The organism is Streptomyces sp. GS7 (assembly GCF_009834125.1).
In the GTDB taxonomy this organism is placed as follows: Bacteria; Actinomycetota; Actinomycetes; order Streptomycetales; family Streptomycetaceae; genus Streptomyces.
The window spans coordinates 2,951,964-2,972,500 of record NZ_CP047146.1 but is presented as its reverse complement, the minus strand read 5'-3'; the positions used below and the strand labels follow the sequence as shown (position 1 = coordinate 2,972,500).

Sequence of the window (20,537 nt, the reverse complement as noted above, 5' to 3'; positions counted from 1 at the left end):
GGCGCGCCGGGCCGGACCGCCGGCCCCGGGTCAGGCCGGGGGCTGCTCGCCCAGGCGCTCCCCGGCCGCGATCCGTACGCCGCGCGCCCAGTCCGCGCCCTGCATCGGCTTCTTTCCCTGCGGCTGGACCCAGAGCAGCTCGACCGGCTGGCTGCCGGTGCCGACGTAGACGGCCTTCTTCGTGCCGGCCAATTCGCCGGCCGCCAGGGCGAGTTCGGCGCGGTCGGGGGCGATGGCGGTCGCGATCAGCTTGAGGCGCTCACCGCGGAAGACCGTCCAGGCCCCGGGCGCCGGCGCGCAGCCGCGGACCACCCGGTCGACCCGCAGCGCCGGTGCCGTCCAGTCGACCCTGGCGTCCTCGACCTCGATCTTCGGCGCGAGCGAGACGCCCTCCTCCGGCTGCGGCACCGCCTTGAGGGTGCCGTCCTCGATGCCGTCCATCGTGGCGACGAGCAGACCGGAGCCGGCGAACGCCAGCCGGGTGAGCAGATCGCCGCTGGTGTCCGTCGACCGCACCTGCTCGGTCAGCACCCCGTACACCGGACCGGAGTCCAGGCCCTGTTCGATCTGGAACGTCGTGGCACCGGTCACCTCGTCGCCGGCGAGCACAGCGTGCTGCACGGGCGCCGCACCGCGCCACGCGGGCAGCAGGGAGAAGTGCAGGTTGACCCACCCCTTGGGGGGGATGTCCAGCGCGACCTTCGGCAGCAGCGCCCCGTAGGCGACCACCGGGCAGCAGTCCGGCCCGATCTCCCGCAGCCGGGCGAGGAAGTCCTCGTCCCGCGGCTTGACGGGCTTGAGGACCTCGATGCCCGCCTCCTCCGCACGCTCCGCGACCGGGCTGGCGACCAGCCGGCGGCCCCGCCCGGCGGGTGCGTCGGGCCGCGTCACGACGGCCACCACCTCGTGCCGGTCCGAGGCGATCAGGGCATCGAGGGCGGGTACGGCGACCTCGGGGGTGCCGGCGAAGACAAGCCTCATGGGTGACGGACTACCTCTCACACGCAGCGGAACGGCGCACCAGTCTATGGCTCTTGGCCCAGGTCATGGGTCTGGACGGCGGGGGCGTGCGAAGTCGTCCGCGCCCCGCGCACAAGCTCGTACGCCCCCGTACCGTGACCAGAGCCACTCCTGTCGCGTTGGTCAAGCAGCATTGACCTGTATACGGGCCGCTTTGGCGGCCCGAACGCTTTCACCCTTCCTTTCCACGCCGGTTCGAGAGGCTTGCTCATGGCCGACCACGCAACCCACGACGCCCAGGCGCGCGCCAGCCTTCATCTCCTGGTGCGGGACATCGAGCGGGTCCGCCGGCAGGTGGACGCCCTGCGCACGCTCACCGCGCAGCTCGGCAACGTCTACCGGCCGCGCCGCACGGGCCCCTCCGCGGGCTTCGTCGTCTACGGACGCGCGCCCGCGCCCACGGTGCGCCTGGCGCAGGAGCTCCGGGACAGCGTCGAGACCCTCGTCACCGCCGCGGTCGACTTCGACCGCTCGCTGGGATTCTCCTGGGACGCGGTGGGCTCCGCGCTCGGCGTCACCAAGCAGGCCGTGCACCGCCGTTACGGCGCGCGCCGCGCCGCCGCCCAGCCGCCCGCCGACGGCGGCGACTCCGCGGTGCGCTCCTCCGACGCCTCCGCGGCCCGCACGGTCAGCCTGGCCGGCGGTCTGCCCGGCTCCCCGTCCGTGCCCGCCGCCCGTTCCATGCCCACCCAGCCCTCCGCCGCCACCAGGGACGAGGTGGCGCGCCCCGGTGCCTTCCCCGGCCCCCGCAACGGCTGACGCCCGACCGGCCCGGCACGCTCCGCACGCTCGGCGAACGACGCTTGCCAACGCCCCGGGACCGCCTGCCGACTTCGGTCCCGGGGCGGCACCGTTCGCGGGCACCCGCCTCACCCGAGATCGGGCGGATCGATCCGCACCCGCACCGGCTCGCCCTCCCGCTTGACCAGGCGCGCCGCGCGGGCGGCCTTCAGCGCCGCGGCCAGCGCCGTCCCCTGGCCCGGCCGGACCCGCACGAGCGCCCGCTCCCACGCCTCGCCGGGCGGCGGATCCCCCGGCCCCCGGGGGCGCCCGGGATCCGGCACCGGGAGCGGCACGGGGCCCAACACCTCGGCCCCCGCGGGGAGTTCGGCCGACCGCAGCAGACCGGCGACGTCCTCGGCGCGGCCCGCCACCGACGCCATCCGCGACACCGGCGGGAACCCCAGCTCCGCCCGCTCGGCCAGCTCGCGGACCGCATGGCCGACCGGATCCCAGCGCACCAGCGCCTGAACCGGCCGCAGCGTCGGCTCCGCGATCACCGCGACCGTGCCGCCCTCGGCCTGTCCCCGGACCAGCGCGGCGGCCCCCAGCCAGCGGCGCAACGCCTCCTCCCCCGCCCGGAGATCCGGCCGGCCCAGCAGCGCCCAGCCGTCCAGCAGCAGTGCGGCGGCATACCCCGAGCCCTCGGCCACCGGCTCGGCCCCCGGCGTGCTCACCACCAGCGCGGGCACCCCCGGCACCGACGCCAGCACATGGTCCCGCCCCGACGTGCGCACCGGCACCGCGGGGAACGCCCGGCCCAGCTCCTCGGCCGTACGCCGTGCGCCCACGATCTGCGCCCGCAGCCGGGCCCCTCCGCACTCGGCGCAGTGCCAGTCCGGCTCCTCCCGGCCGCACCAGGCACAGCCCAGCTCGCCGGCCGCACGCGCCTCCAGGGGACCGGCGCACGCCCGGCAGCGGGCGGGGGTCCGGCACCGCTCGCACGCCAGCCGGGGCGCATAGCCGCGCCGCGGCACCTGCACCAGCACCGGCCCCTGCTTCAGTCCCTCGCGGACCACCTGCCACGCCATCGTCGGCAGCCGGGCGGCCCGCGCCGCCGCGTCCCTGGCCTCGTCGCCGTCGCCGACCGTACGCACCAGCGGAGCCGCGGCGCGCACCTGCTCGCGGTCGGCGGTCAGCGGCCGGGCCCAGCCCGTCTCCACCAGCTGCGCCGCCTCGACCGTGCAGCTCAGCCCGCCCAGCAGAAACCCGGCCCGCTCGCTCACCGACCGCTGGATCAGCACCTCCCGGGCATGCGGCTGGGGAGCGTGCGGATCGCTGTGGCTCGCGTCCCCGTCGTCCCACAGGGCGACCAGCCCGGGATCGGCGACCGGCGCGAACATCGCCGCCCGCGTCCCGACCACCGCGCGGACCGACCCCCGGCTGACCGCCAGCCACCGCCGATACCGCTCCTCGGGCCCGGTATCCGCGGTCAGCAGCACATGGCGGCCCGCTCCGATCAACTCCTCCAGTGCCGCGTCCACCCGGGCCGCGGCCCGCCCGTCCGGCACCACCACCAGCGCCCCGCGCCCGCCGGCCAGCGCCGCGGCGGCGGCCCGCGCCAGCTCCTGCGGCCAGGTCGCCCCCGGCAGCGCCGTCCACACCGCCCGCGGCGCGTCCCCCCGCGCAAGCGCCGCCAGGAACCCGGCACCGGCGCCGTATCGCGTCCAACTCCCGGGCTCCGGCGGTTCGTTGGGCGGCAGCGGCGCAGCGGACGGCTTCGCCTCGGCCCGTGCCCGGCGGGGCGGCACCGCCAGCTGCACCACATCCGCCAGCGACCCGGCATAGCGGTCCGCGACCGACCGGCACAGCGCCAGCAACTGCGGTGTCAGCACCCGCTCCGGCGACAGCACCTGCGCGATCGGCGCCAGCACCCCCCGGAACCCACTCTCCGCCACCCGCTCCACGATGAACCCGCTGACGAGCTTGCCGCCCTCCCTGCGGCCGCCCTTCTCCCCCGCCCCGAACCGCACCCGCACCCGCACCCCGGGCTGCGCCTCGGCGTCCATCGCGGCCGGCACCGCATAGTCGAAGAACCGGTCGAGATGCACCAGCCCCTTGTCGACCAGCACCCGGGCCACCGGCAACCCGGCCGCCAGCTCGGCCCCCCGCCACGTCCGCGGCCTGGCCCGCTCTCCCTTCGTCTCCCGCACCGCCTCGCGGATAAGGGCCAGCTGCTCCCCCCCACCCGGCTCCGTCCGTCCGTTCTCCCTGCTCACAGCATCAGTCTTAGCAGACGGGTCCGACAGCGGGCGGAGGCTGTGGATCGCCGACGGCCCCGAACCACCATGTGGTTCGGGGCCGTCGGTCACGAGCCCTGGCGGCGCGGAGGCTTACAGCCCCGCGGCCTTGCGGAGCGCGTCGACGCGGTCGGTGCGCTCCCAGGTGAAGTCCTCCAGCTCACGGCCGAAGTGGCCGTAGGCGGCGGTCTGGGCGTAGATCGGGCGGAGCAGGTCGAGGTCGCGGATGATCGCGGCGGGACGGAGGTCGAAGACCTCGGCGATGGCCTGCTCGATCTTGTCGGTGTCGACGCTGGCGGTGCCGAAGGTCTCGACGAAGAGACCGACCGGCTCGGCCTTGCCGATGGCGTAGGCGACCTGGACCTCGCAGCGCGAGGCGAGGCCCGCGGCGACGACGTTCTTGGCGACGTAGCGCATGGCGTACGCGGCGGAGCGGTCGACCTTGGACGGGTCCTTGCCCGAGAAGGCGCCGCCGCCGTGGCGGGCCATGCCGCCGTAGGTGTCGATGATGATCTTGCGGCCGGTCAGGCCGGCGTCGCCCATCGGGCCGCCGATCTCGAAGCGGCCGGTCGGGTTGACCAACAGGCGGTAGCCGTCGGTGTCCAGCTTGATGCCGTCCTCGACCAGCTGGTTCAGGACGTGCTCGACGACGAACTCGCGGATGTCGGGCGCCAGGAGCGAGTCCAGGTCGATGTCCGAGGCGTGCTGCGAGGAGACGACCACGGTGTCGAGGCGGACGGCCTTGTTGCCGTCGTACTCGATGGTGACCTGGGTCTTGCCGTCGGGGCGCAGGTAGGGGATGGTCCCGTTCTTGCGGACCTCCGACAGGCGGCGGGAGAGCCGGTGCGCCAGGTAGATCGGGAGCGGCATCAGCTCGGGGGTCTCGTCGCAGGCGAAACCGAACATCAGGCCCTGGTCGCCCGCGCCCTGCCGGTCCAGCTCGTCGTCATCGCCCTCGACGCGGTTCTCGTAGGCGGTGTCGACACCCTGGGCGATGTCGGGTGACTGCGCGCCGATGGACACCGAGACGCCGCAGGAGGCGCCGTCGAAGCCCTTCTTGGACGAGTCGTAGCCGATGTCCAGGATCTTGTTGCGGACGAGGTTGGGGATGTCGGCGTACGCCTTGGTGGTCACCTCGCCGGCCACGTGCACCAGGCCGGTGGTGATCAACGTCTCCACGGCGACCCGGGACGTCGGGTCTTCCTTGAGGAGTGCGTCGAGGATGGTGTCGCTGATCTGGTCAGCGATCTTGTCGGGGTGGCCCTCGGTGACGGACTCCGAGGTGAACAGGCGGCGGGACACATCGCTCCCTGGGGTTGCAGCGGCTGCTGGCTGATCATTGGCGGAAGGGCCGAGAGCTGCGCTCGGCCGAATCCACTGCCAGTTTACGGGTCGTATGTGGCGCACGGGCACGCAGTCTCGATTTATGGAACCCCCGTGACCTGGGACACCACGCCACACGGTAGTGACGATCACCTCGAGAATCGGTCGGGTCAAGAGGACATGCCGAATTTTGCGGGGCCGGTGGGAGTAATTAGGGGGGACCCCTCCAGGGCGGTGGCGCGCCCCCTACGGCTCCCCCGGGTCAGCGGCCGGGGCCCGCCATCCGGGGGGCGACCAGGTCCCAGAGGGTGTCGGCGAGGGCTTCCTTCGGGCCGTACGGGACGGGCGTCTCGGTGCCGTCCGTGGCCAGGATCACGGCCTCGTTCTCGGCCGAGCCGAACGCCTTGTGCTCGCCGACCTCGTTGACGACGAGCAGATCGCAGCCCTTGCGGGCGAGCTTGGCGCGGCCGTTGGCCAGGACGTCGTCGGTCTCCGCGGCGAAGCCGACGACCAGCTGGCCGGGGCGGGCCCGGTCGGCGGAGAGCTCGGCGAGGATGTCCGGATTCCGTACCAGGGTGACGGGTTCCGGCTCCTGGCCCTCCCGCTTCTTGATCTTGCCGGGGGCGTAGACGGCGGGCCGGAAGTCCGCGACGGCGGCGGCCATCACCACCGCGTCGGCGTCCGCCGCGGCCTTCAGCACGGACTCGCGCAGCTGCCCGGCGGTGCCGATGTGGATCACGTCGACGCCGGCCGGATCGGGCAGTTCGGTGTTGCCCGCGACGAGGGTGACCCGCGCACCGCGGGCCGCGGCCGTACGGGCGAGCGCGTAGCCCTGCTTGCCGGAAGAGCGGTTGCCCAGGTAGCGCACGGGGTCCAGCGGCTCCCGGGTGCCGCCCGCGCTGACCACGACATGGCGGCCGGCGAGGTCCTGCGGGAGGCCCTGGGCGCCGCGGGCCAGCACCTGGCGACAGAGCTGGAAGATCTCGACGGGGTCGGGGAACCGGCCCTTGCCGGTGTCGACGCCGGTCAGCCGGCCGACCGCGGGCTCGATGACGATCGCGCCGCGTCGCCGCAGCGTGGCGACGTTCTCCTGGGTGGCCGGGTTCTCCCACATCTCGGTGTGCATCGCGGGCGCGAAGACCACCGGGCAGCGGGCGGTGAGGAGGGTGTTGGTCAGCAGGTCGTCGGCGATGCCGTGGGCGGCCTTGGCGAGCATGTCGGCGGTGGCCGGGGCGACCACCACGAGGTCGGCGCGCTGCCCGATGCGGACGTGCGGGACCTCGTGGACGGACTCCCAGACCTCCGCGGAGGCCGGGTTGCCGGAGAGCGCGGCCCAGGTGGCCTCGCCGATGAAGTGCAGCGACGCGGCCGTCGGCACGACCCGTACGTCGTGGCCGGACTCGGTGAACTGCCGCAGCAGCTCGCACGCCTTGTACGCGGCGATCCCACCGCTGACCCCCAGGACGACCCTCGGCCGCTCCCGCTCCCGCTTCTCCATCGCTTCGCCGCTCCCCGAGCCTCGGTCCGAACGCATGACGCGCACCGTATGTCCTAATGACACACCAAGGGCCCGGCAGACGCTCTGCCGGGCCCTCGATGAGGAATCTGCGCCACCGCTTACTGGGTGGCCGGGCCCTCGACGGACTCGGAGGTCAGCAGACCCGCGTTGATCTCGCGGAGCGCGATCGACAGCGGCTTCTCGTGGACGTGCGTGTCGACCAGCGGGCCGACGTACTCCAGCAGGCCCTCGCCGAGCTGGGAGTAGTACGCGTTGATCTGGCGCGCGCGCTTGGCGGCGTAGATCACGAGGCTGTACTTCGAGTCGGTGGCCTCGAGAAGCTCATCAATGGGCGGGTTGATGATGCCCTCGGGTGCGGTGATGGAAGAGGACACTCTCTACCTTCCGAAAGGGGATGAAGCAGGTGGCAGCGTGGACACGCTGAGAATGCTGAAACGGAAAATCCGCGGCGCCGGGATCGGAGTCGGGTCAGCTGCTGGCGTCCCGGTCCCCAGATCGACGCAGCATCAAGGCTAGCAGCTCACGGCTGACGTCCTCGACGGAGGTGTTGACAAGGGTCACATCGAACTCCTTCTCCGCAGCCAGCTCGATCCTGGCGGCCTCCAGCCGGCGCTCGATGACCTCGGGCGCCTCGGTGCCGCGGCCGGTGAGCCGGCGCACCAGCTCCTCCCAGCTCGGCGGGGCCAGGAAGACCAGGTGGGCATCGGCCATGGACTCGCGGACCTGGCGGGCGCCCTGCAGGTCGATCTCCAGCAGGACGGGCTCCCCGGACTCCAGCCGGTCCAGCACCGCCTTGCGGGGGGTGCCGTAGCGGTTGCCCGCGAATTCGGCCCATTCCAGCAGCTCGCCATTGGCGACCAGCTTGTCGAATTCCTCGTTGTCGACGAAGAAATACTGGACGCCGTGGCGCTCCCCGGGGCGCGGTTTGCGGGTGGTGGCCGAAACCGAGAGCCAGACCTCGGGGTGGACCTTGCGCATATGCGCGACGACCGTGCTCTTGCCGACCCCCGAGGGGCCGGAGAGCACGGTCAGCCGCGGTTGTCTGGCCGGGGGGACGGGGGCCATCCCCCGGGAGACTGCAGAACTCATGCAGCGATTATTCCAGCTTCCGGGCGGTGCCGGAAAATCAGGAAGCGGGGCTGCCGAACTCGCGCTCCAGAGATGCGATCTGGTTGGAGCCGAGGCCGCGTACACGGCGGCTCTCGGAGATGCCGAGCCGCTCCATGATCTGCTTGGCGCGGACCTTGCCGACGCCGGGCAGGGACTCCAGCAGGGCGGAGACCTTCATCTTGCCGATGACGTCGTTCTCCTGACCCTGCTTGATGACCTCATGGAGGGAGGCACCGGAGTGCTTGAGCCGATTCTTGACCTCGGCGCGCTCCCGGCGAGCCGCGGCGGCCTTTTCGAGCGCGGCAGCGCGCTGTTCAGGGGTAAGGGGCGGAAGAGCCACGCCTACGTCACCTCGGATGTCGAACTGTCGGATACGGACCGGTGTGGAACCTAGTCGCCCCGCATGAGCGGAGCAACGAGCAACGCGCTTACGTGCAGTGCTCTCGACGGAGACTAGCGGCCGATCGCGCCGGAGTCAGCGAGAACAGACGAAAAGTCCTGGTCAGACTCTGCTGACCAGGACATTTCGGGACCAAATGACCGCCTTATCCGACCGCTGTCCGCACTTCGTCGGCGAAACGGGCCGCCGCCGCGCGCAGCGCCGCGGTGTCCGGACCGTGCCGCAGCACCCCCCGGCTGACACTCGGCACCACGTTGCGGACCGTGTCGCCGAAGACGGTGGGCAGGTCGGCGGGGGTGGCGCCCTGCGCTCCGATGCCGGGGGCCAGCAGCGGCCCGTTGATCGCCAGATCGAACGAGGAGAGATCGCCGAGGGTGGCCCCGACGACCGCGCCGAACGACCCCAGAGGAGCCTGCCCGGCGTTGTCCGCGGCGAGGTGGCCGAGCATCGTGGCGGCGACGGTGCGGCCGTCCTCGCGCACCGCCCGCTGCACCTCCGCGCCCTCCGGGTTCGAGGTGAGTCCGAGCACGAACAGCCCGGCGCCGCTCTCCCGCGCCAGCTCGACGGCCGGCCGCAGCGAGCCGTAGCCCAGGTACGGGGAGACGGTCAGCGCGTCCGAGAACAGCGGCGAGTCCGTGCGCAGGAACGCCTCGGCGTAGGCGCTCATCGTGGAGCCGATGTCGCCGCGCTTGGCGTCCATGAGGATCAGCGCGCCGCGCTCGCGCGCCTCCTCGACCGCGGTCTCCAGGACGGCGACGCCGCGCGAGCCGAAGCGCTCGAAGAACGCGGACTGCGGCTTGAAGACGGCGACCTGCTCGCCCAGCGCCTCCACGACGGTGCGGGTGAAGCGGGCCAGGCCCGCGACATCGTCGTTCAGGCCCCAGTCGGCCAGCAGCGAGGCGTGCGGGTCGATGCCGACGCAGAGCGGGCCGCGCTCGTCCATGGCGCGGCGGAGGCGGGCGCCGAAGGGCTCGGGGCGGGCCGTCATGAGGTCACCTTCTTGTGCTCGGCGCCGACCGCGTCGGCGAGGGTGGCGTACGGGCTGTTGCGCAGGCGCGCGGCCAGACCCTTGTGGATCGCGCGGCACCAGAACGGGCCCTCGTAGATGAAGGCGCTGTAGCCCTGGACGAGGGTGGCACCGGCGAGGATCCGCTGCCACGCGTCCTCGGCGGTCTCGATGCCGCCGACCCCGATGAGGGTGATCCGGTCGCCGACCCGGGCGTACAGGCGGCGCAGCACCTCCAGGGAGCGCTCCTTGACGGGGGCGCCGGAGAGGCCGCCGGTCTCGGCGATCAGCTTCGGGTCGGAGGTCAGCCCCAGGCCCTCGCGGGCGATGGTGGTGTTGGTGGCGATGATGCCGTCCAGGCCCAGCTCGACGGCGAGGTCGGCGACCGCGTCGATGTCCGCGTCGGCCAGGTCCGGGGCAATCTTCACCAGGAGCGGGACCCGGCGGCCGGTGACCGTGCGGTCGGCGGCCTCGCGGACCGCGGTCAGCAGCGGGCGCAGGTGGTCGACGGCCTGGAGGTTGCGCAGTCCGGGCGTGTTCGGGGAGGAGACGTTGACGACGAGGTAGTCGGCGTACCGGGCCAGCCGCTCGGTGGAGGTGACGTAGTCGGCGGTCGCCTCGGCTTCCGGGACGACCTTGGTCTTGCCGATGTTGACGCCGACGGTGGTCCGGAACACCGGGTTCCGGGCGGCCAGGCGGGCCGCGACGGCCGCCGAGCCCTCGTTGTTGAAGCCCATCCGGTTGATCAGGGCGCGGTCCGGCACCAGCCGGAACAGCCGCTTCTTCGGATTGCCGGGCTGCGGCTGGGCGGTGACGGTGCCGATCTCGACGTGGTCGAAGCCGAGCATGGTCATCCCGTCGATGGCCACGGCGTTCTTGTCGAAGCCGGCGGCCAGGCCGAAGGGGCCGTGCATCCGGCGGCCCAGGGCCTCGGTACGCAGCTCCTTGTAACGGGGGGCGAGGGCGGCCGCGACGAAGGTGCGCAGCACGGGTACACGGGCGGCCAGGCGGATCCAGCCGAAGGCCAGGTGGTGGGCCTTCTCGGGGTCCATGCGCTGGAAGAACAGCTGGAAGAACAGGCGGTACATGGTGGGGCGGGCCTTCCGCGGGTGGTTTCGGGTGGGCTCATGAAGAGGGGGACACCGCCGTGGTGTCCCCCTCCCGGGCCTACTCCTCGCGGGCCGCGGTCAGATGTCGCGCGTGCTCCTGGAGGGAGCGCACCCCGACGTCGCCGCGGGACATCGCCTCGATGCCCTGTACGGCCGCGGCCAGCGCCTGGACCGTTGTCAGGCAGGGGATGCCGCGGGCGACGGACGCGGTGCGGATGTCGTAGCCGTCGAGCCGGCCGCCCGTCCCGTAGGGGGTGTTGACGATCAGGTCGACCTCCCCGTCGTGGATCAGCTGGACGATGGTCTTCTCGCCGTTGGGACCCTCGCCCTCGGACTGCTTGCGCACCACGGTGGCCTTGATGCCGTTGCGGCGCAGCACCTCGGCGGTGCCGGAGGTGGCCAGCAGCTCGAAGCCGTGGGCGACCAGCTCACGGGCCGGGAAGATCATCGAGCGCTTGTCGCGGTTGGCGACGGAGACGAACGCGCGGCCCTTGGTGGGCAGCGCCCCGTAGGCGCCGGACTGCGACTTGGCGTACGCGGTCCCGAAGACCGAGTCGATGCCCATGACCTCGCCGGTGGAGCGCATCTCCGGGCCGAGGACGGTGTCCACGCCGCGGCCGTGGATGTCGCGGAACCGCGACCAGGGCATGACGGCTTCCTTGACGGAGATCGGCGCGTCCAGCGGCAGGGTGCCGCCGTCGCCGGTCCTGGGCAGCATGCCCTCGGCGCGCAGCTCGGCGATGGTGGCGCCCAGCGAGATCCGGGCGGCGGCCTTGGCCAGCGGCACCGCGGTGGCCTTCGAGGTGAAGGGGACGGTGCGCGAGGCGCGCGGGTTGGCTTCGAGGACGTAGAGGATGTCGCCGGCCATCGCGAACTGGATGTTGATCAGCCCGCGGACCCCGACTCCCTTGGCGATGGCCTCCGTTGAGGCCCGCAGCCGCTTGATGTCGAAGCCGCCGAGGGTGATCGGGGGCAGCGCGCAGGCGGAGTCGCCGGAGTGGATGCCGGCCTCCTCGATGTGCTCCATGACGCCGCCGAGGTAGAGCTCGTGGCCGTCGTAGAGCGCGTCGACGTCGATCTCGATGGCGTCGTCGAGGAACCGGTCGATGAGGACCGGGTGCCGGTCGATCAGGCCGGCGTGCCGCTCCAGGTACTCGGCCAGCGACGGCTCGTCGTAGACGATCTCCATGCCCCGGCCGCCGAGCACGTACGAGGGCCGGACCATGACCGGGAAGCCGATCTCGGCGGCGATCGTCTTGGCCTCGGCGAAGGAGAAGGCGGTGCCGTACTTGGGGGCCGGCAGCCCGGCCTCGGTCAGCACCCGGCCGAACGCGCCGCGCTCCTCGGCCAGGTCGATGGCCTCCGGCGAGGTGCCGACGATCGGGACGCCGTTGTCCTTGAGCGCCTGTGCCAGGCCCAGCGGGGTCTGCCCGCCGAGCTGGACGACGACGCCGGCGACCGGGCCGGCCTGGGTCTCGGCGTGCACGATCTCCAGGACGTCCTCCAGGGTGAGCGGCTCGAAGTAGAGCCGGTCGGAGGTGTCGTAGTCGGTGGAGACGGTCTCCGGGTTGCAGTTGACCATCACGGTCTCGTAGCCGGCGTCGCTGAGCGCGAAGGAGGCGTGGACGCAGGAGTAGTCGAACTCGATGCCCTGGCCGATGCGGTTGGGACCGGAGCCGAGGATGATCACGGCCGGCTTCTCGCGCGGGGCGACCTCGGTCTCCTCGTCGTAGGACGAGTAGAAGTACGGGGTCTTCGCCGCGAACTCGGCCGCGCAGGTGTCGACCGTCTTGTAGACGGGCCGGACGCCGAGGGCGTGGCGGACCTCGCGGACGACGTCCTCGCGCAGGCCGCGGATGTCCGCGATCTGGGCGTCGGAGAAGCCGTGGCGCTTTGCGTCCGCAAGGATGTCCGGGCCGAGCTTGTCGACCGCGGCGATCTCGTCGGCGATCTCCTTGACGAGGAAGAGCTGGTCGACGAACCACGGGTCGATCTTCGTGGCGTCGAAGACCTCCTGCGGGGTGGCGCCGGCCCGGATCGCCTGCATCACGGTGTTGATCCGGCCGTCGGTCGGGACCTGGGCCAGCTCCAGCAGCTCCGCCTTGTCACCGGGCGCGCCGGTGAAAGCGAACTGGCTGCCCTTCTTCTCCAGCGAGCGCAGCGCCTTCTGGAGCGCCTCGGTGAAGTTGCGGCCGATGGCCATCGCCTCGCCGACCGACTTCATGGTCGTGGTGAGGGTGGCGTCGGCGGCCGGGAACTTCTCGAAGGCGAACCGCGGGACCTTCACGACGACGTAGTCGAGGGTCGGCTCGAAGGAGGCCGGGGTCTGCTCGGTGATGTCGTTGGGGATCTCGTCGAGGGTGTAGCCGACGGCGAGCCGGGCGGCGATCTTCGCGATCGGGAAGCCGGTGGCCTTGGAAGCCAGCGCGGAGGAGCGGGAGACCCGGGGGTTCATCTCGATGACGATGACCCGGCCGTCCTCGGGGTTGACCGCGAACTGGATGTTGCAGCCGCCGGTGTCCACGCCGACCTCGCGGATCACCGCGATGCCGATGTCGCGCAGGATCTGGTACTCGCGGTCGGTGAGCGTCATCGCCGGCGCGACGGTGATCGAGTCGCCGGTGTGCACGCCCATGGGGTCGAAGTTCTCGATGGAGCAGACGACCACGACGTTGTCGTGCTTGTCGCGCATCAGCTCCAGCTCGTACTCCTTCCAGCCGAGGATGGACTCCTCCAGGAGCACCTCGGTGGTCGGCGAGAGCGTCAGGCCCTGGCCGGCGATCCGGCGCAGCTCCTCCTCGTCGTGCGCGAAGCCGGAGCCGGCACCGCCCATGGTGAACGAGGGGCGGACGACGACCGGGTAACCGCCGAGCTCGTCGACGCCCTTGAGGACGTCGTCCATGGAGTGGCAGATGACCGAGCGGGCGGACTCGCCGTGGCCGATCTTGGCGTTGACCGCGGCGACGACGTCCTTGAACAGGTCGCGGTCCTCGCCCTTGTGGATCGCCTCGACGTTGGCGCCGATCAGCTCGACGCCGTACTTGTCGAGGGTGCCGGCCTCGTGCAGCGAGATGGCGGTGTTGAGCGCCGTCTGGCCGCCCAGGGTGGGCAGCAGGGCGTCCGGGCGCTCCTTGGCGATGATCTTCTCGACGAAGTCCGGGGTGATCGGCTCGACGTACGTCGCGTCGGCGATCTCCGGGTCGGTCATGATCGTGGCCGGGTTGGAGTTCACCAGGATGACGCGCAGGCCCTCGGACTTGAGGACCCGGCATGCCTGGGTTCCGGAGTAGTCGAATTCGGCGGCCTGGCCGATGACGATCGGGCCGGAGCCGATGACCAGGACGGACTGGATATCGGTGCGCTTAGGCACGCTGGCCCTCCATCAGGGAAACGAAGCGGTCGAAGAGGTACGCGGCGTCGTGCGGACCCGCGGCTGCTTCGGGGTGGTACTGGACGCTGAAGGCCGGCTGGTCGAGGAGCTGGAGCCCCTCCACCACGTTGTCGTTGAGGCAGACGTGGGAGACCTCGGCGCGGCCGAAGGGGGTGTCGGAGACCTTGTCGAGCGGCGCGTCCACGGCGAACCCGTGGTTGTGCGCGGTCACCTCGACCTTGCCCGTCGTACGGTCCTGGACGGGCTGGTTGATGCCGCGGTGCCCGTACTTGAGCTTGTACGTGCCGAAGCCCAGCGCCCGGCCCAGGATCTGGTTGCCGAAGCAGATGCCGAACAGCGGGGTCCTGCGGGAGAGCACCTCGCGCATCACGGAGACCGGGTGGTCGGCGGTGGCCGGGTCGCCCGGCCCGTTGGAGAAGAACACGCCGTCGGGGTCGACCGCGTAGACGTCCTCGGCGGTGGCGGTGGCCGGCAGGACGTGCACCTCGATGCCGCGCTCGGCCATCCGGTGCGGGGTCATGCCCTTGATGCCGAGGTCGACGGCGGCGACGGTGAACTTCTTCGCACCGATCGCCGGGACGACGTACGGCTCCTTGGTGGCGACCTGGGCGGAGAGGTCCGCGCCCTGCATCTCGGGGGCCTGGCGCACCTCGGCGAGCATCGTGCCCGCGTCGGGCAGCGCGTTGCCGGAGAAGATGCCGACCCGCATCGCGCCGCGCTCGCGCAGATGGCGGGTGAGCGCACGGGTGTCGATACCGCTGATGCCGACGACGCCCTGGTGGCGCAGCTCCTCGTCGAGGGAGCGCCGGGAGCGCCAGTTGGACGGCACGCGGGCGGGGTCGCGGACGACGTAGCCGGAGACCCAGATCCGCGCGGACTCCGGATCCTCGTCGTTCACCCCGGTGTTGCCGACGTGGGGGGCGGTCATGATGACGACCTGGCGGTGGTACGAGGGGTCGGTCAGCGTCTCCTGATAGCCGGTCATGCCGGTGGAGAACACCGCCTCGCCGAAGGTCTCCCCCACGGCCCCGTAGGCACGGCCGCGGAACGTGCGGCCGTCCTCCAGGACGAGTACGGCGGGGATTTTGGCGGTCCCCTTGGTGGAGGTCGTCATCGTGCGCCTTCCGTTTCGGTGTGCTCGGTGGTGTGCTGGCTGCTGCTGAGCTGGTTGATGGCCTCGACCCAGGCCGGGTGCTCGCCGGCCCGGTCGGAGCGGAAGCCGGAGTCGATCTGCTTGTCGCCGTGCTCCCACGTGACGACCAGCAGGCCGCCTTCGGTCAGGACCTTGCCGGCGATGCCCTTGTCCAGGCGGGCGCCGCGCAGGGCGGCGGTCGGGACGAAGAAGTCCTCGGCCCCCGGCCGTACGACGCCCAGACCCCGGTCGGTCAGGGTCAGCTCGACGCGGCTGCGGGTGCCCAGGCCGCGGGCGACGATCCGGTCGAGCCACTGCCCGGCGGTGGTCGAGCCGTGGTAGCGGCCGCTGAGGGCCAGCCGAGGCTCGCCCGCGTCGTCGGGCGCCGTGGGCAGCTCGGGCAGATCGCCCTGGAGGGTGCCGCGCCACTTCCAGCCCTGGCGCATCAGCCAGTAGACGAAGGCGACGAAGACCAGGAGCCCGACGACCCAGGCGATCCGCGCGGCCCAGTCGGTGACCGGGGCGGAGTGCGGCGCTGCGGCCAGATGGATGAGTGGAGGAGTCACGCCAGCTTCCCGTCGACGACCGTTGCGCGGCCCCGCAGGAAGGTGTGGGTGACGCGCCCCGGCAGCTCACGGCCCTCGTAGGGGGTGTTGCGGCTGCGGGAGGCGAAGCCCGCGGGGTCCACCTCTCCACGGTAAGCGGAATCGACCAGCGTGAGGTTGGCGGGCTCGCCTGCCGAGATGGGGCGGCCGTGGCCGGCGGCGCGGCCGATCCGGGCCGGTGCGAAGGACATCCGGTCCGCGACGTCCGCCCAGGTGAGCAGGCCGGTCTCCACCATCGTCTGCTGGACGACGGACAGCGCGGTCTCCAGGCCCACCATGCCCATGGCGGCCGCGGCCCACTCGCAGTCCTTGTCCTCGTGGGGGTGCGGGGCGTGGTCGGTGGCGACGATGTCGATGGTGCCGTCGGCGAGGGCCTCGCGCAGCGCCATGACGTCGCGCTCGGTGCGCAGCGGCGGGTTGACCTTGTAGACGGGGTTGTAGGTGCGCACCATCTCGTCGGTGAGCAGCAGGTGGTGCGGGGTGACCTCGGCCGTCACGTCGATGCCGCGGGACTTGGCCCAGCGCACGATCTCGACGCTGCCGGCGGTCGACAGGTGGCAGATGTGCACCCGGGACCCGACGTGCTCGGCGAGCAGCACATCGCGGGCGATGATCGACTCCTCGGCGACCGCGGGCCAGCCGCCCAGCCCCAGCTCGGCCGAGACGACGCCCTCGTTCATCTGGGCGCCCTCGGTCAGCCGCGGCTCCTGGGCGTGCTGCGCGACGACCCCGCCGAACGCCTTCACGTACTCCAGGGCACGGCGCATGATCACGGCGTCGTCGACGCACTTGCCGTCGTCGGAGAAGACGGTGACACCGGCCGCGGACTCGTGCATGGCGCCCAGCTCGGCGAGCTTCCTGCCCTCCAGGCCGACGGTGACGGCGCCGATGGGCTGCACGTCGCAGTAGCCGTGCTCCTTGCCGAGCCGGTAGACCTGCTCGACGACGCCGGCGGTGTCGGCGACGGGGAAGGTGTTGGCCATGGCGAACACGGCCGTGTAGCCGCCGGAGGCGGCGGCCCGCGTGCCGGTCAGCACGGTCTCGGAGTCCTCCCGGCCGGGCTCGCGCAGATGGGTGTGCAGGTCGACGAGGCCCGGCAGCAGGATCTTGCCGGCGGCCTCGATGACCTGGGCGCCCTCGGCGCTGGAGACGGTCAGATCGGTACCGACCGCCGTGATGGTCCCGTCCGTGATCACGACGTCCTGCGGCTCGCCGCCGAGCACCTTCGCACCGCGGATCAGAATCTTGCTCATGTCTCTTACTTCTCCTCGGTACGGGGGTTCGTGACGGCGGGCTCGTTGCCGCCCAGCAGCAGGTACAGGACGGCCATGCGGATGGACACGCCGTTGGCCACCTGCTCGACGACCGTGCAGCGGTCGGAGTCGGCGACCTCGGCGGTGATCTCCATGCCGCGGACCATCGGGCCGGGGTGCATCACGATGGCGCTCCCGGGCATCCGCGCCATCCGGTCGCCGTCCAGGCCGTAGCGGCGCGCGTACTCGCGCTCGGTCGGGAAGAACGCGGCGTTCATGCGCTCGCGCTGCACCCGCAGCATCATCACGGCGTCGGACTTCGGCAGCACGCTGTCGAGGTCGTACGACACCTCGCACGGCCAGGTCTCGACGCCGACCGGCACCAGGGTGGGAGGTGCGACGAGGGTGACCTCGGCGCCGAGGGTGTGCAGCAGGTCGACGTTGGAGCGCGCGACGCGGCTGTGCAGCACATCGCCGACGATGGTGACGCGCTTGCCGCCGAGGTCCTGGCCGAGCCCGGCGTCCGGGCCGATGAGCCGGCGGCGCATGGTGAAGGCGTCGAGCAGCGCCTGGGTGGGGTGCTGGTGGGTGCCGTCGCCGGCGTTGATGACGGGGGCGTCGATCCAGCCGGAGGTGGCGAGCCGGTAGGGGGCGCCGGAGGCGCTGTGGCGGATGACCACGGCGTCGACGCCCATCGCCTCCAGGGTCTGGGCGGTGTCCTTGAGGGACTCGCCCTTGGAGACGCTGGACCCCTTGGCGGCGAAGTTGATGACGTCCGCGGACAGCCGCTTCTCGGCGGCCTCGAACGAGATCCGGGTCCGGGTCGAGTCCTCGAAGAAGAGGTTGCAGACCGTCCGTCCGCGCAGGGTGGGCAGTTTCTTGATCGGCCGGTCGACGACCCGGGCCATTTCCTCGGCGGTGTCGAGGATCAGCACGGCGTCGTCCCGCGTGAGATCGGCGGCCGAGATGAGGTGGCGCTTCATCCGGTTTTCTCCGGTGGTGAGGGAGGTGTACGGGAATGTCCGTGGAGCGGGCACGGGTGCGGGCCCGGGGTCACCGGGTCCGTACGCGGTGCGCTAGCGCTCGCCGGCCGGGGTGTTGTGCTCGGCTTCCGAGGACTCGGTCGAAGAGCCGAGGCGGAGCGAAGCGGAGCGCAGGCCGAGCAGCACGGCGTCCCGGCCGTCCTCCTCGGTGAGCTGGACCTTGACCGTCTCCCGCAGCGACGTGGGGAGGTTCTTGCCTACGTAGTCGGCACGGATCGGCAGTTCGCGGTGGCCTCGGTCGACCAGCACCGCGAGCTGGACGGCGCGCGGGCGCCCGATGTCGCCCAGTGCGTCGAGCGCGGCGCGGATGGTGCGCCCGGAGAAGAGCACGTCGTCGACGAGGAGGACGACCCGGCCCTCGATGCCGTCGGCGGGGATGTCCGTACGGGCCAGCGCGCGGGCCGGGCCCAGCCGCAGATCGTCGCGGTACATCGTGATGTCGAGCGAGCCCACCGGGATGGCGCGGCCGGTGATCTCCTCAAGCTTGGCGGCCAGCCGCCGGGCGAGGAAGACGCCGCGGGTGGGGATCCCCAGCAGCACCACGTCGTCCGCGCCCTTGGCGCGCTCGACGATCTCGTGGGCGATGCGGGTGAGCATCCGCGCGATGTCCGGGCCTTCGAGCACCGGCCGCGCGGGAAGCTGAACACTCGTGTCGGAACTTCTTGCGTCCATACGAAACGGACCTCCTTCTCCGCCTCACGGGACGGACTTTAAAGGACGTCGGAATTACGTTGTTCAGGCTATCAGGAGGCCCGTCAGGGGCGGCGCACCCCCCTGACGGGTGATGGTCTGCCCCATTCGGCTTGACGAAGTCAGATTACGCTGCGTAACCTCACAGTGAGTTACCAGCCACGCGGCGGAGCCGCATGTCCATATAGCCGTCTGGGGAGCTTTATGTCCAGCGAATACGCCAAACAGCTCGGGGCCAAGCTCCGCGCCATCCGTACCCAGCAGGGCCTCTCTCTCCACGGCGTCGAGGAGAAGTCCCAGGGCCGCTGGAAGGCCGTGGTGGTGGGGTCCTACGAGCGCGGCGACCGTGCCGTGACCGTGCAGCGCCTCGCCGAGCTGGCGGACTTCTACGGCGTCCCGGTGCAGGAGCTGCTCCCGGGCACGACGCCCGGCGGCGCTGCCGAGCCGCCGCCGAAGCTGGTGCTGGACCTGGAGCGCCTCGCCCATGTCCCGCAGGAGAAGGCCGGCCCGCTCCAGCGCTACGCCGCCACCATCCAGAGCCAGCGCGGCGACTACAACGGCAAGGTCCTCTCGATCAGACAGGACGATCTCCGCACCCTCGCGGTGATCTACGACCAGTCGCCCTCGGTGCTCACCGAGCAGCTGATCAGCTGGGGTGTGCTCGACGCGGACGCGCGCCGCGCCGTGCAGCACGAGGAGATCTGACCACCTCTGCCCCACGCTTCACACGCAGAAACGTACCGCCGCTCCGGGTTCTCCCGGGGCGGCGGTCGTCGTCTGCGGGGCAGCAGCCGGCGCGGACGGCGTGAACGGCGCCGTACGGGCATGCGACGGGCCCGGAGCGATGGTTTCATCGCTCCGGGCCCGTCGTGAGGCTCAGCCGGCCGCTAGCGCGTCTCGCGCCGCAGTCCCGGCTTCAGCTCCTTGAGACGGCCCAGCAGGCCGTTGACGAAGGCCGGGGAGTCGTCCGTGGAGAACTCCTTGGCGAGCTGCACGGCCTCGTCGATCGCCACCGCGTCCGGCGTGCCGTCCACCCAGAGCAGTTCGTAGGCGCCGAGCCGCAGGATCGAGCGGTCGGCCGCCGGCATCCGGTCCAGGTCCCAGTCGACGGCGTAGGTGGAGATCAGCTCGTCGATGCGTGCGACATGCTCGGCGTAGCCCTCGACCAGCTCCAGGGTGTACTCGTTCACCGGCGGCTGCCGAGGATCGGTCCGGGCGTGACGCATCCAGTCCGCGAGCACGGACTGCACATCGGCACCGCGCTGGTCGGCCTCGAAGAGGATCTGGAAGGCGCGCTTACGGGCCTTGGTACGGGCAGCCACGGTTAGCTGTTCACCCGGCCGAGGTAGTCGCCGGTACGGGTGTCGACCTTGATCTTCTCACCGGTGGTGATGAAGAGCGGGACCTGGATCTCGTAGCCGGTCTCCAGCGTGGCGGGCTTGGTGCCGCCGGTGGAGCGGTCGCCCTGGACGCCCGGCTCGGTCTCCTGGATGACCAGCTCGACGGCGGCCGGCAGCTCGACGTAGAGCACCTGGCCCTCGTTCTGCGCGACGACGGCCTCGAAGCCCTCGATCAGGAAGTTGGCGGCGTCGCCGACGGCCTTGCGGTCGACGTGCAGCTGGTCGTAGGTGTCCATGTCCATGAAGACGAAGTAGTCGCCGTCCATGTACGAGAACTGCATGCCCCGCTTGTCGACGGTCGCCGTCTCGACCTTGGTGCCGGCGTTGAAGGTCTTGTCCACCACCTTGCCGGAGAGCACGTGCTTGAGCTTGGTGCGGACGAAGGCCGGGCCCTTACCGGGCTTGACGTGCTGGAACTCGACGACGGACCAGAGCTGGCCGCCTTCGAGCTTGAGCACCATGCCGTTCTTGAGGTCGTTCGTGGAAGCCACGGTTGCGGAATCTCCTGGACTACAG

General features: G+C 71.6%; 19 protein-coding genes. 2 read left to right on the top strand and 17 right to left on the bottom strand.

Annotation, left to right across the window (positions count from 1 at the left end; genetic code table 11):
- Nucleotides 1-30: 30 nt before the first annotated feature.
- Nucleotides 31-981 (bottom strand): methionyl-tRNA formyltransferase, encoded by a 951-nt coding sequence (fmt, locus tag GR130_RS12875; RefSeq protein ID WP_159504855.1) that lies wholly within the window; start codon nucleotides 979-981, stop codon nucleotides 31-33.
- A 249-nt stretch (nucleotides 982-1,230) separates the two neighbouring features.
- Here fmt and GR130_RS12870 point away from each other — a divergent pair, with 249 nt between their 5' ends.
- Complete coding sequence (locus tag GR130_RS12870; protein WP_159504854.1) at nucleotides 1,231-1,779, top strand: hypothetical protein; 549 nt, start codon at nucleotides 1,231-1,233, stop codon at nucleotides 1,777-1,779.
- Between the two features lie 110 nt (nucleotides 1,780-1,889).
- On the opposite strand, the gene GR130_RS12865 is transcribed toward GR130_RS12870, so the two are convergent.
- The 14 genes from GR130_RS12865 to pyrR form a co-directional block, all read right to left on the bottom strand.
- The gene (locus tag GR130_RS12865; protein ID WP_159504853.1) at nucleotides 1,890-4,019 is read right to left on the bottom strand and encodes a primosomal protein N'; all 2,130 of its coding nucleotides are present in this window, start codon (nucleotides 4,017-4,019) and stop codon (nucleotides 1,890-1,892) included.
- 114 nt (nucleotides 4,020-4,133) lie between these two features.
- Complete coding sequence (metK, locus tag GR130_RS12860) at nucleotides 4,134-5,342, bottom strand: methionine adenosyltransferase (RefSeq protein ID WP_159504852.1); 1,209 nt, start codon at nucleotides 5,340-5,342, stop codon at nucleotides 4,134-4,136.
- A gap of 283 nt (nucleotides 5,343-5,625) precedes the next feature.
- On the bottom strand, nucleotides 5,626-6,897 hold the full coding sequence (gene coaBC, locus GR130_RS12855) for a bifunctional phosphopantothenoylcysteine decarboxylase/phosphopantothenate--cysteine ligase CoaBC (protein ID WP_443043595.1): 1,272 nt from the start codon (nucleotides 6,895-6,897) through the stop codon (nucleotides 5,626-5,628).
- An 83-nt stretch (nucleotides 6,898-6,980) separates the two neighbouring features.
- The gene (gene rpoZ, locus GR130_RS12850) at nucleotides 6,981-7,256 is read right to left on the bottom strand and encodes a DNA-directed RNA polymerase subunit omega (RefSeq protein WP_159504851.1); all 276 of its coding nucleotides are present in this window, start codon (nucleotides 7,254-7,256) and stop codon (nucleotides 6,981-6,983) included.
- Between the two features lie 94 nt (nucleotides 7,257-7,350).
- Complete coding sequence (gmk, locus tag GR130_RS12845; protein WP_159504850.1) at nucleotides 7,351-7,971, bottom strand: guanylate kinase; 621 nt, start codon at nucleotides 7,969-7,971, stop codon at nucleotides 7,351-7,353.
- Nucleotides 7,972-8,008: 37 nt separating this feature from the next.
- Nucleotides 8,009-8,332 carry an integration host factor gene (locus tag GR130_RS12840; protein WP_043263484.1) on the bottom strand — a complete coding sequence of 108 codons (324 nt, stop codon included), beginning with the start codon at nucleotides 8,330-8,332 and terminating at the stop codon, nucleotides 8,009-8,011.
- A gap of 205 nt (nucleotides 8,333-8,537) precedes the next feature.
- Entirely contained in the window at nucleotides 8,538-9,380 is an 843-nt protein-coding gene (pyrF, locus tag GR130_RS12835) for an orotidine-5'-phosphate decarboxylase (protein ID WP_159504849.1), read from the bottom strand.
- Nucleotides 9,377-10,486: a quinone-dependent dihydroorotate dehydrogenase gene (locus tag GR130_RS12830; RefSeq protein WP_159504848.1), complete on the bottom strand. Its 1,110-nt coding sequence runs from the start codon at nucleotides 10,484-10,486 to the stop codon at nucleotides 9,377-9,379. Before GR130_RS12830 ends, pyrF begins: the two co-directional genes overlap by 4 nt.
- A 79-nt stretch (nucleotides 10,487-10,565) precedes the next feature.
- Nucleotides 10,566-13,877: a carbamoyl-phosphate synthase large subunit gene (gene carB / locus GR130_RS12825; protein WP_159504847.1), complete on the bottom strand. Its 3,312-nt coding sequence runs from the start codon at nucleotides 13,875-13,877 to the stop codon at nucleotides 10,566-10,568.
- Nucleotides 13,870-15,012 (bottom strand): glutamine-hydrolyzing carbamoyl-phosphate synthase small subunit, encoded by a 1,143-nt coding sequence (carA, locus tag GR130_RS12820; protein WP_159504846.1) that lies wholly within the window; start codon nucleotides 15,010-15,012, stop codon nucleotides 13,870-13,872. The genes carB and carA overlap by 8 nt, the downstream gene beginning before the upstream one ends.
- Nucleotides 15,009-15,596: a PH-like domain-containing protein gene (locus GR130_RS12815; protein WP_159504845.1), complete on the bottom strand. Its 588-nt coding sequence runs from the start codon at nucleotides 15,594-15,596 to the stop codon at nucleotides 15,009-15,011. Before GR130_RS12815 ends, carA begins: the two co-directional genes overlap by 4 nt.
- A complete protein-coding gene (locus tag GR130_RS12810; protein ID WP_159504844.1) occupies nucleotides 15,593-16,888 on the bottom strand; it encodes a dihydroorotase in 1,296 nt (431 codons plus the stop codon). Before GR130_RS12810 ends, GR130_RS12815 begins: the two co-directional genes overlap by 4 nt.
- 5 nt (nucleotides 16,889-16,893) lie before the next feature.
- Nucleotides 16,894-17,871 (bottom strand): aspartate carbamoyltransferase catalytic subunit, encoded by a 978-nt coding sequence (locus GR130_RS12805; protein WP_159504843.1) that lies wholly within the window; start codon nucleotides 17,869-17,871, stop codon nucleotides 16,894-16,896.
- A gap of 93 nt (nucleotides 17,872-17,964) precedes the next feature.
- Nucleotides 17,965-18,603: a bifunctional pyr operon transcriptional regulator/uracil phosphoribosyltransferase PyrR gene (pyrR, locus tag GR130_RS12800; protein WP_159504842.1), complete on the bottom strand. Its 639-nt coding sequence runs from the start codon at nucleotides 18,601-18,603 to the stop codon at nucleotides 17,965-17,967.
- A gap of 222 nt (nucleotides 18,604-18,825) precedes the next feature.
- Between pyrR and bldD the strand changes: the two genes are divergently transcribed.
- Nucleotides 18,826-19,326: a transcriptional regulator BldD gene (bldD, locus tag GR130_RS12795; RefSeq protein WP_018539834.1), complete on the top strand. Its 501-nt coding sequence runs from the start codon at nucleotides 18,826-18,828 to the stop codon at nucleotides 19,324-19,326.
- 182 nt (nucleotides 19,327-19,508) lie between these two features.
- On the opposite strand, the gene nusB is transcribed toward bldD, so the two are convergent.
- Nucleotides 19,509-19,943, bottom strand: a complete 435-nt coding sequence (gene nusB / locus GR130_RS12790) for a transcription antitermination factor NusB (RefSeq protein WP_159504841.1) — start codon at nucleotides 19,941-19,943, stop codon at nucleotides 19,509-19,511.
- A gap of 2 nt (nucleotides 19,944-19,945) precedes the next feature.
- Nucleotides 19,946-20,512 carry an elongation factor P gene (efp, locus tag GR130_RS12785; protein ID WP_159504840.1) on the bottom strand — a complete coding sequence of 189 codons (567 nt, stop codon included), beginning with the start codon at nucleotides 20,510-20,512 and terminating at the stop codon, nucleotides 19,946-19,948.
- Nucleotides 20,513-20,537: the final 25 nt, after the last annotated feature.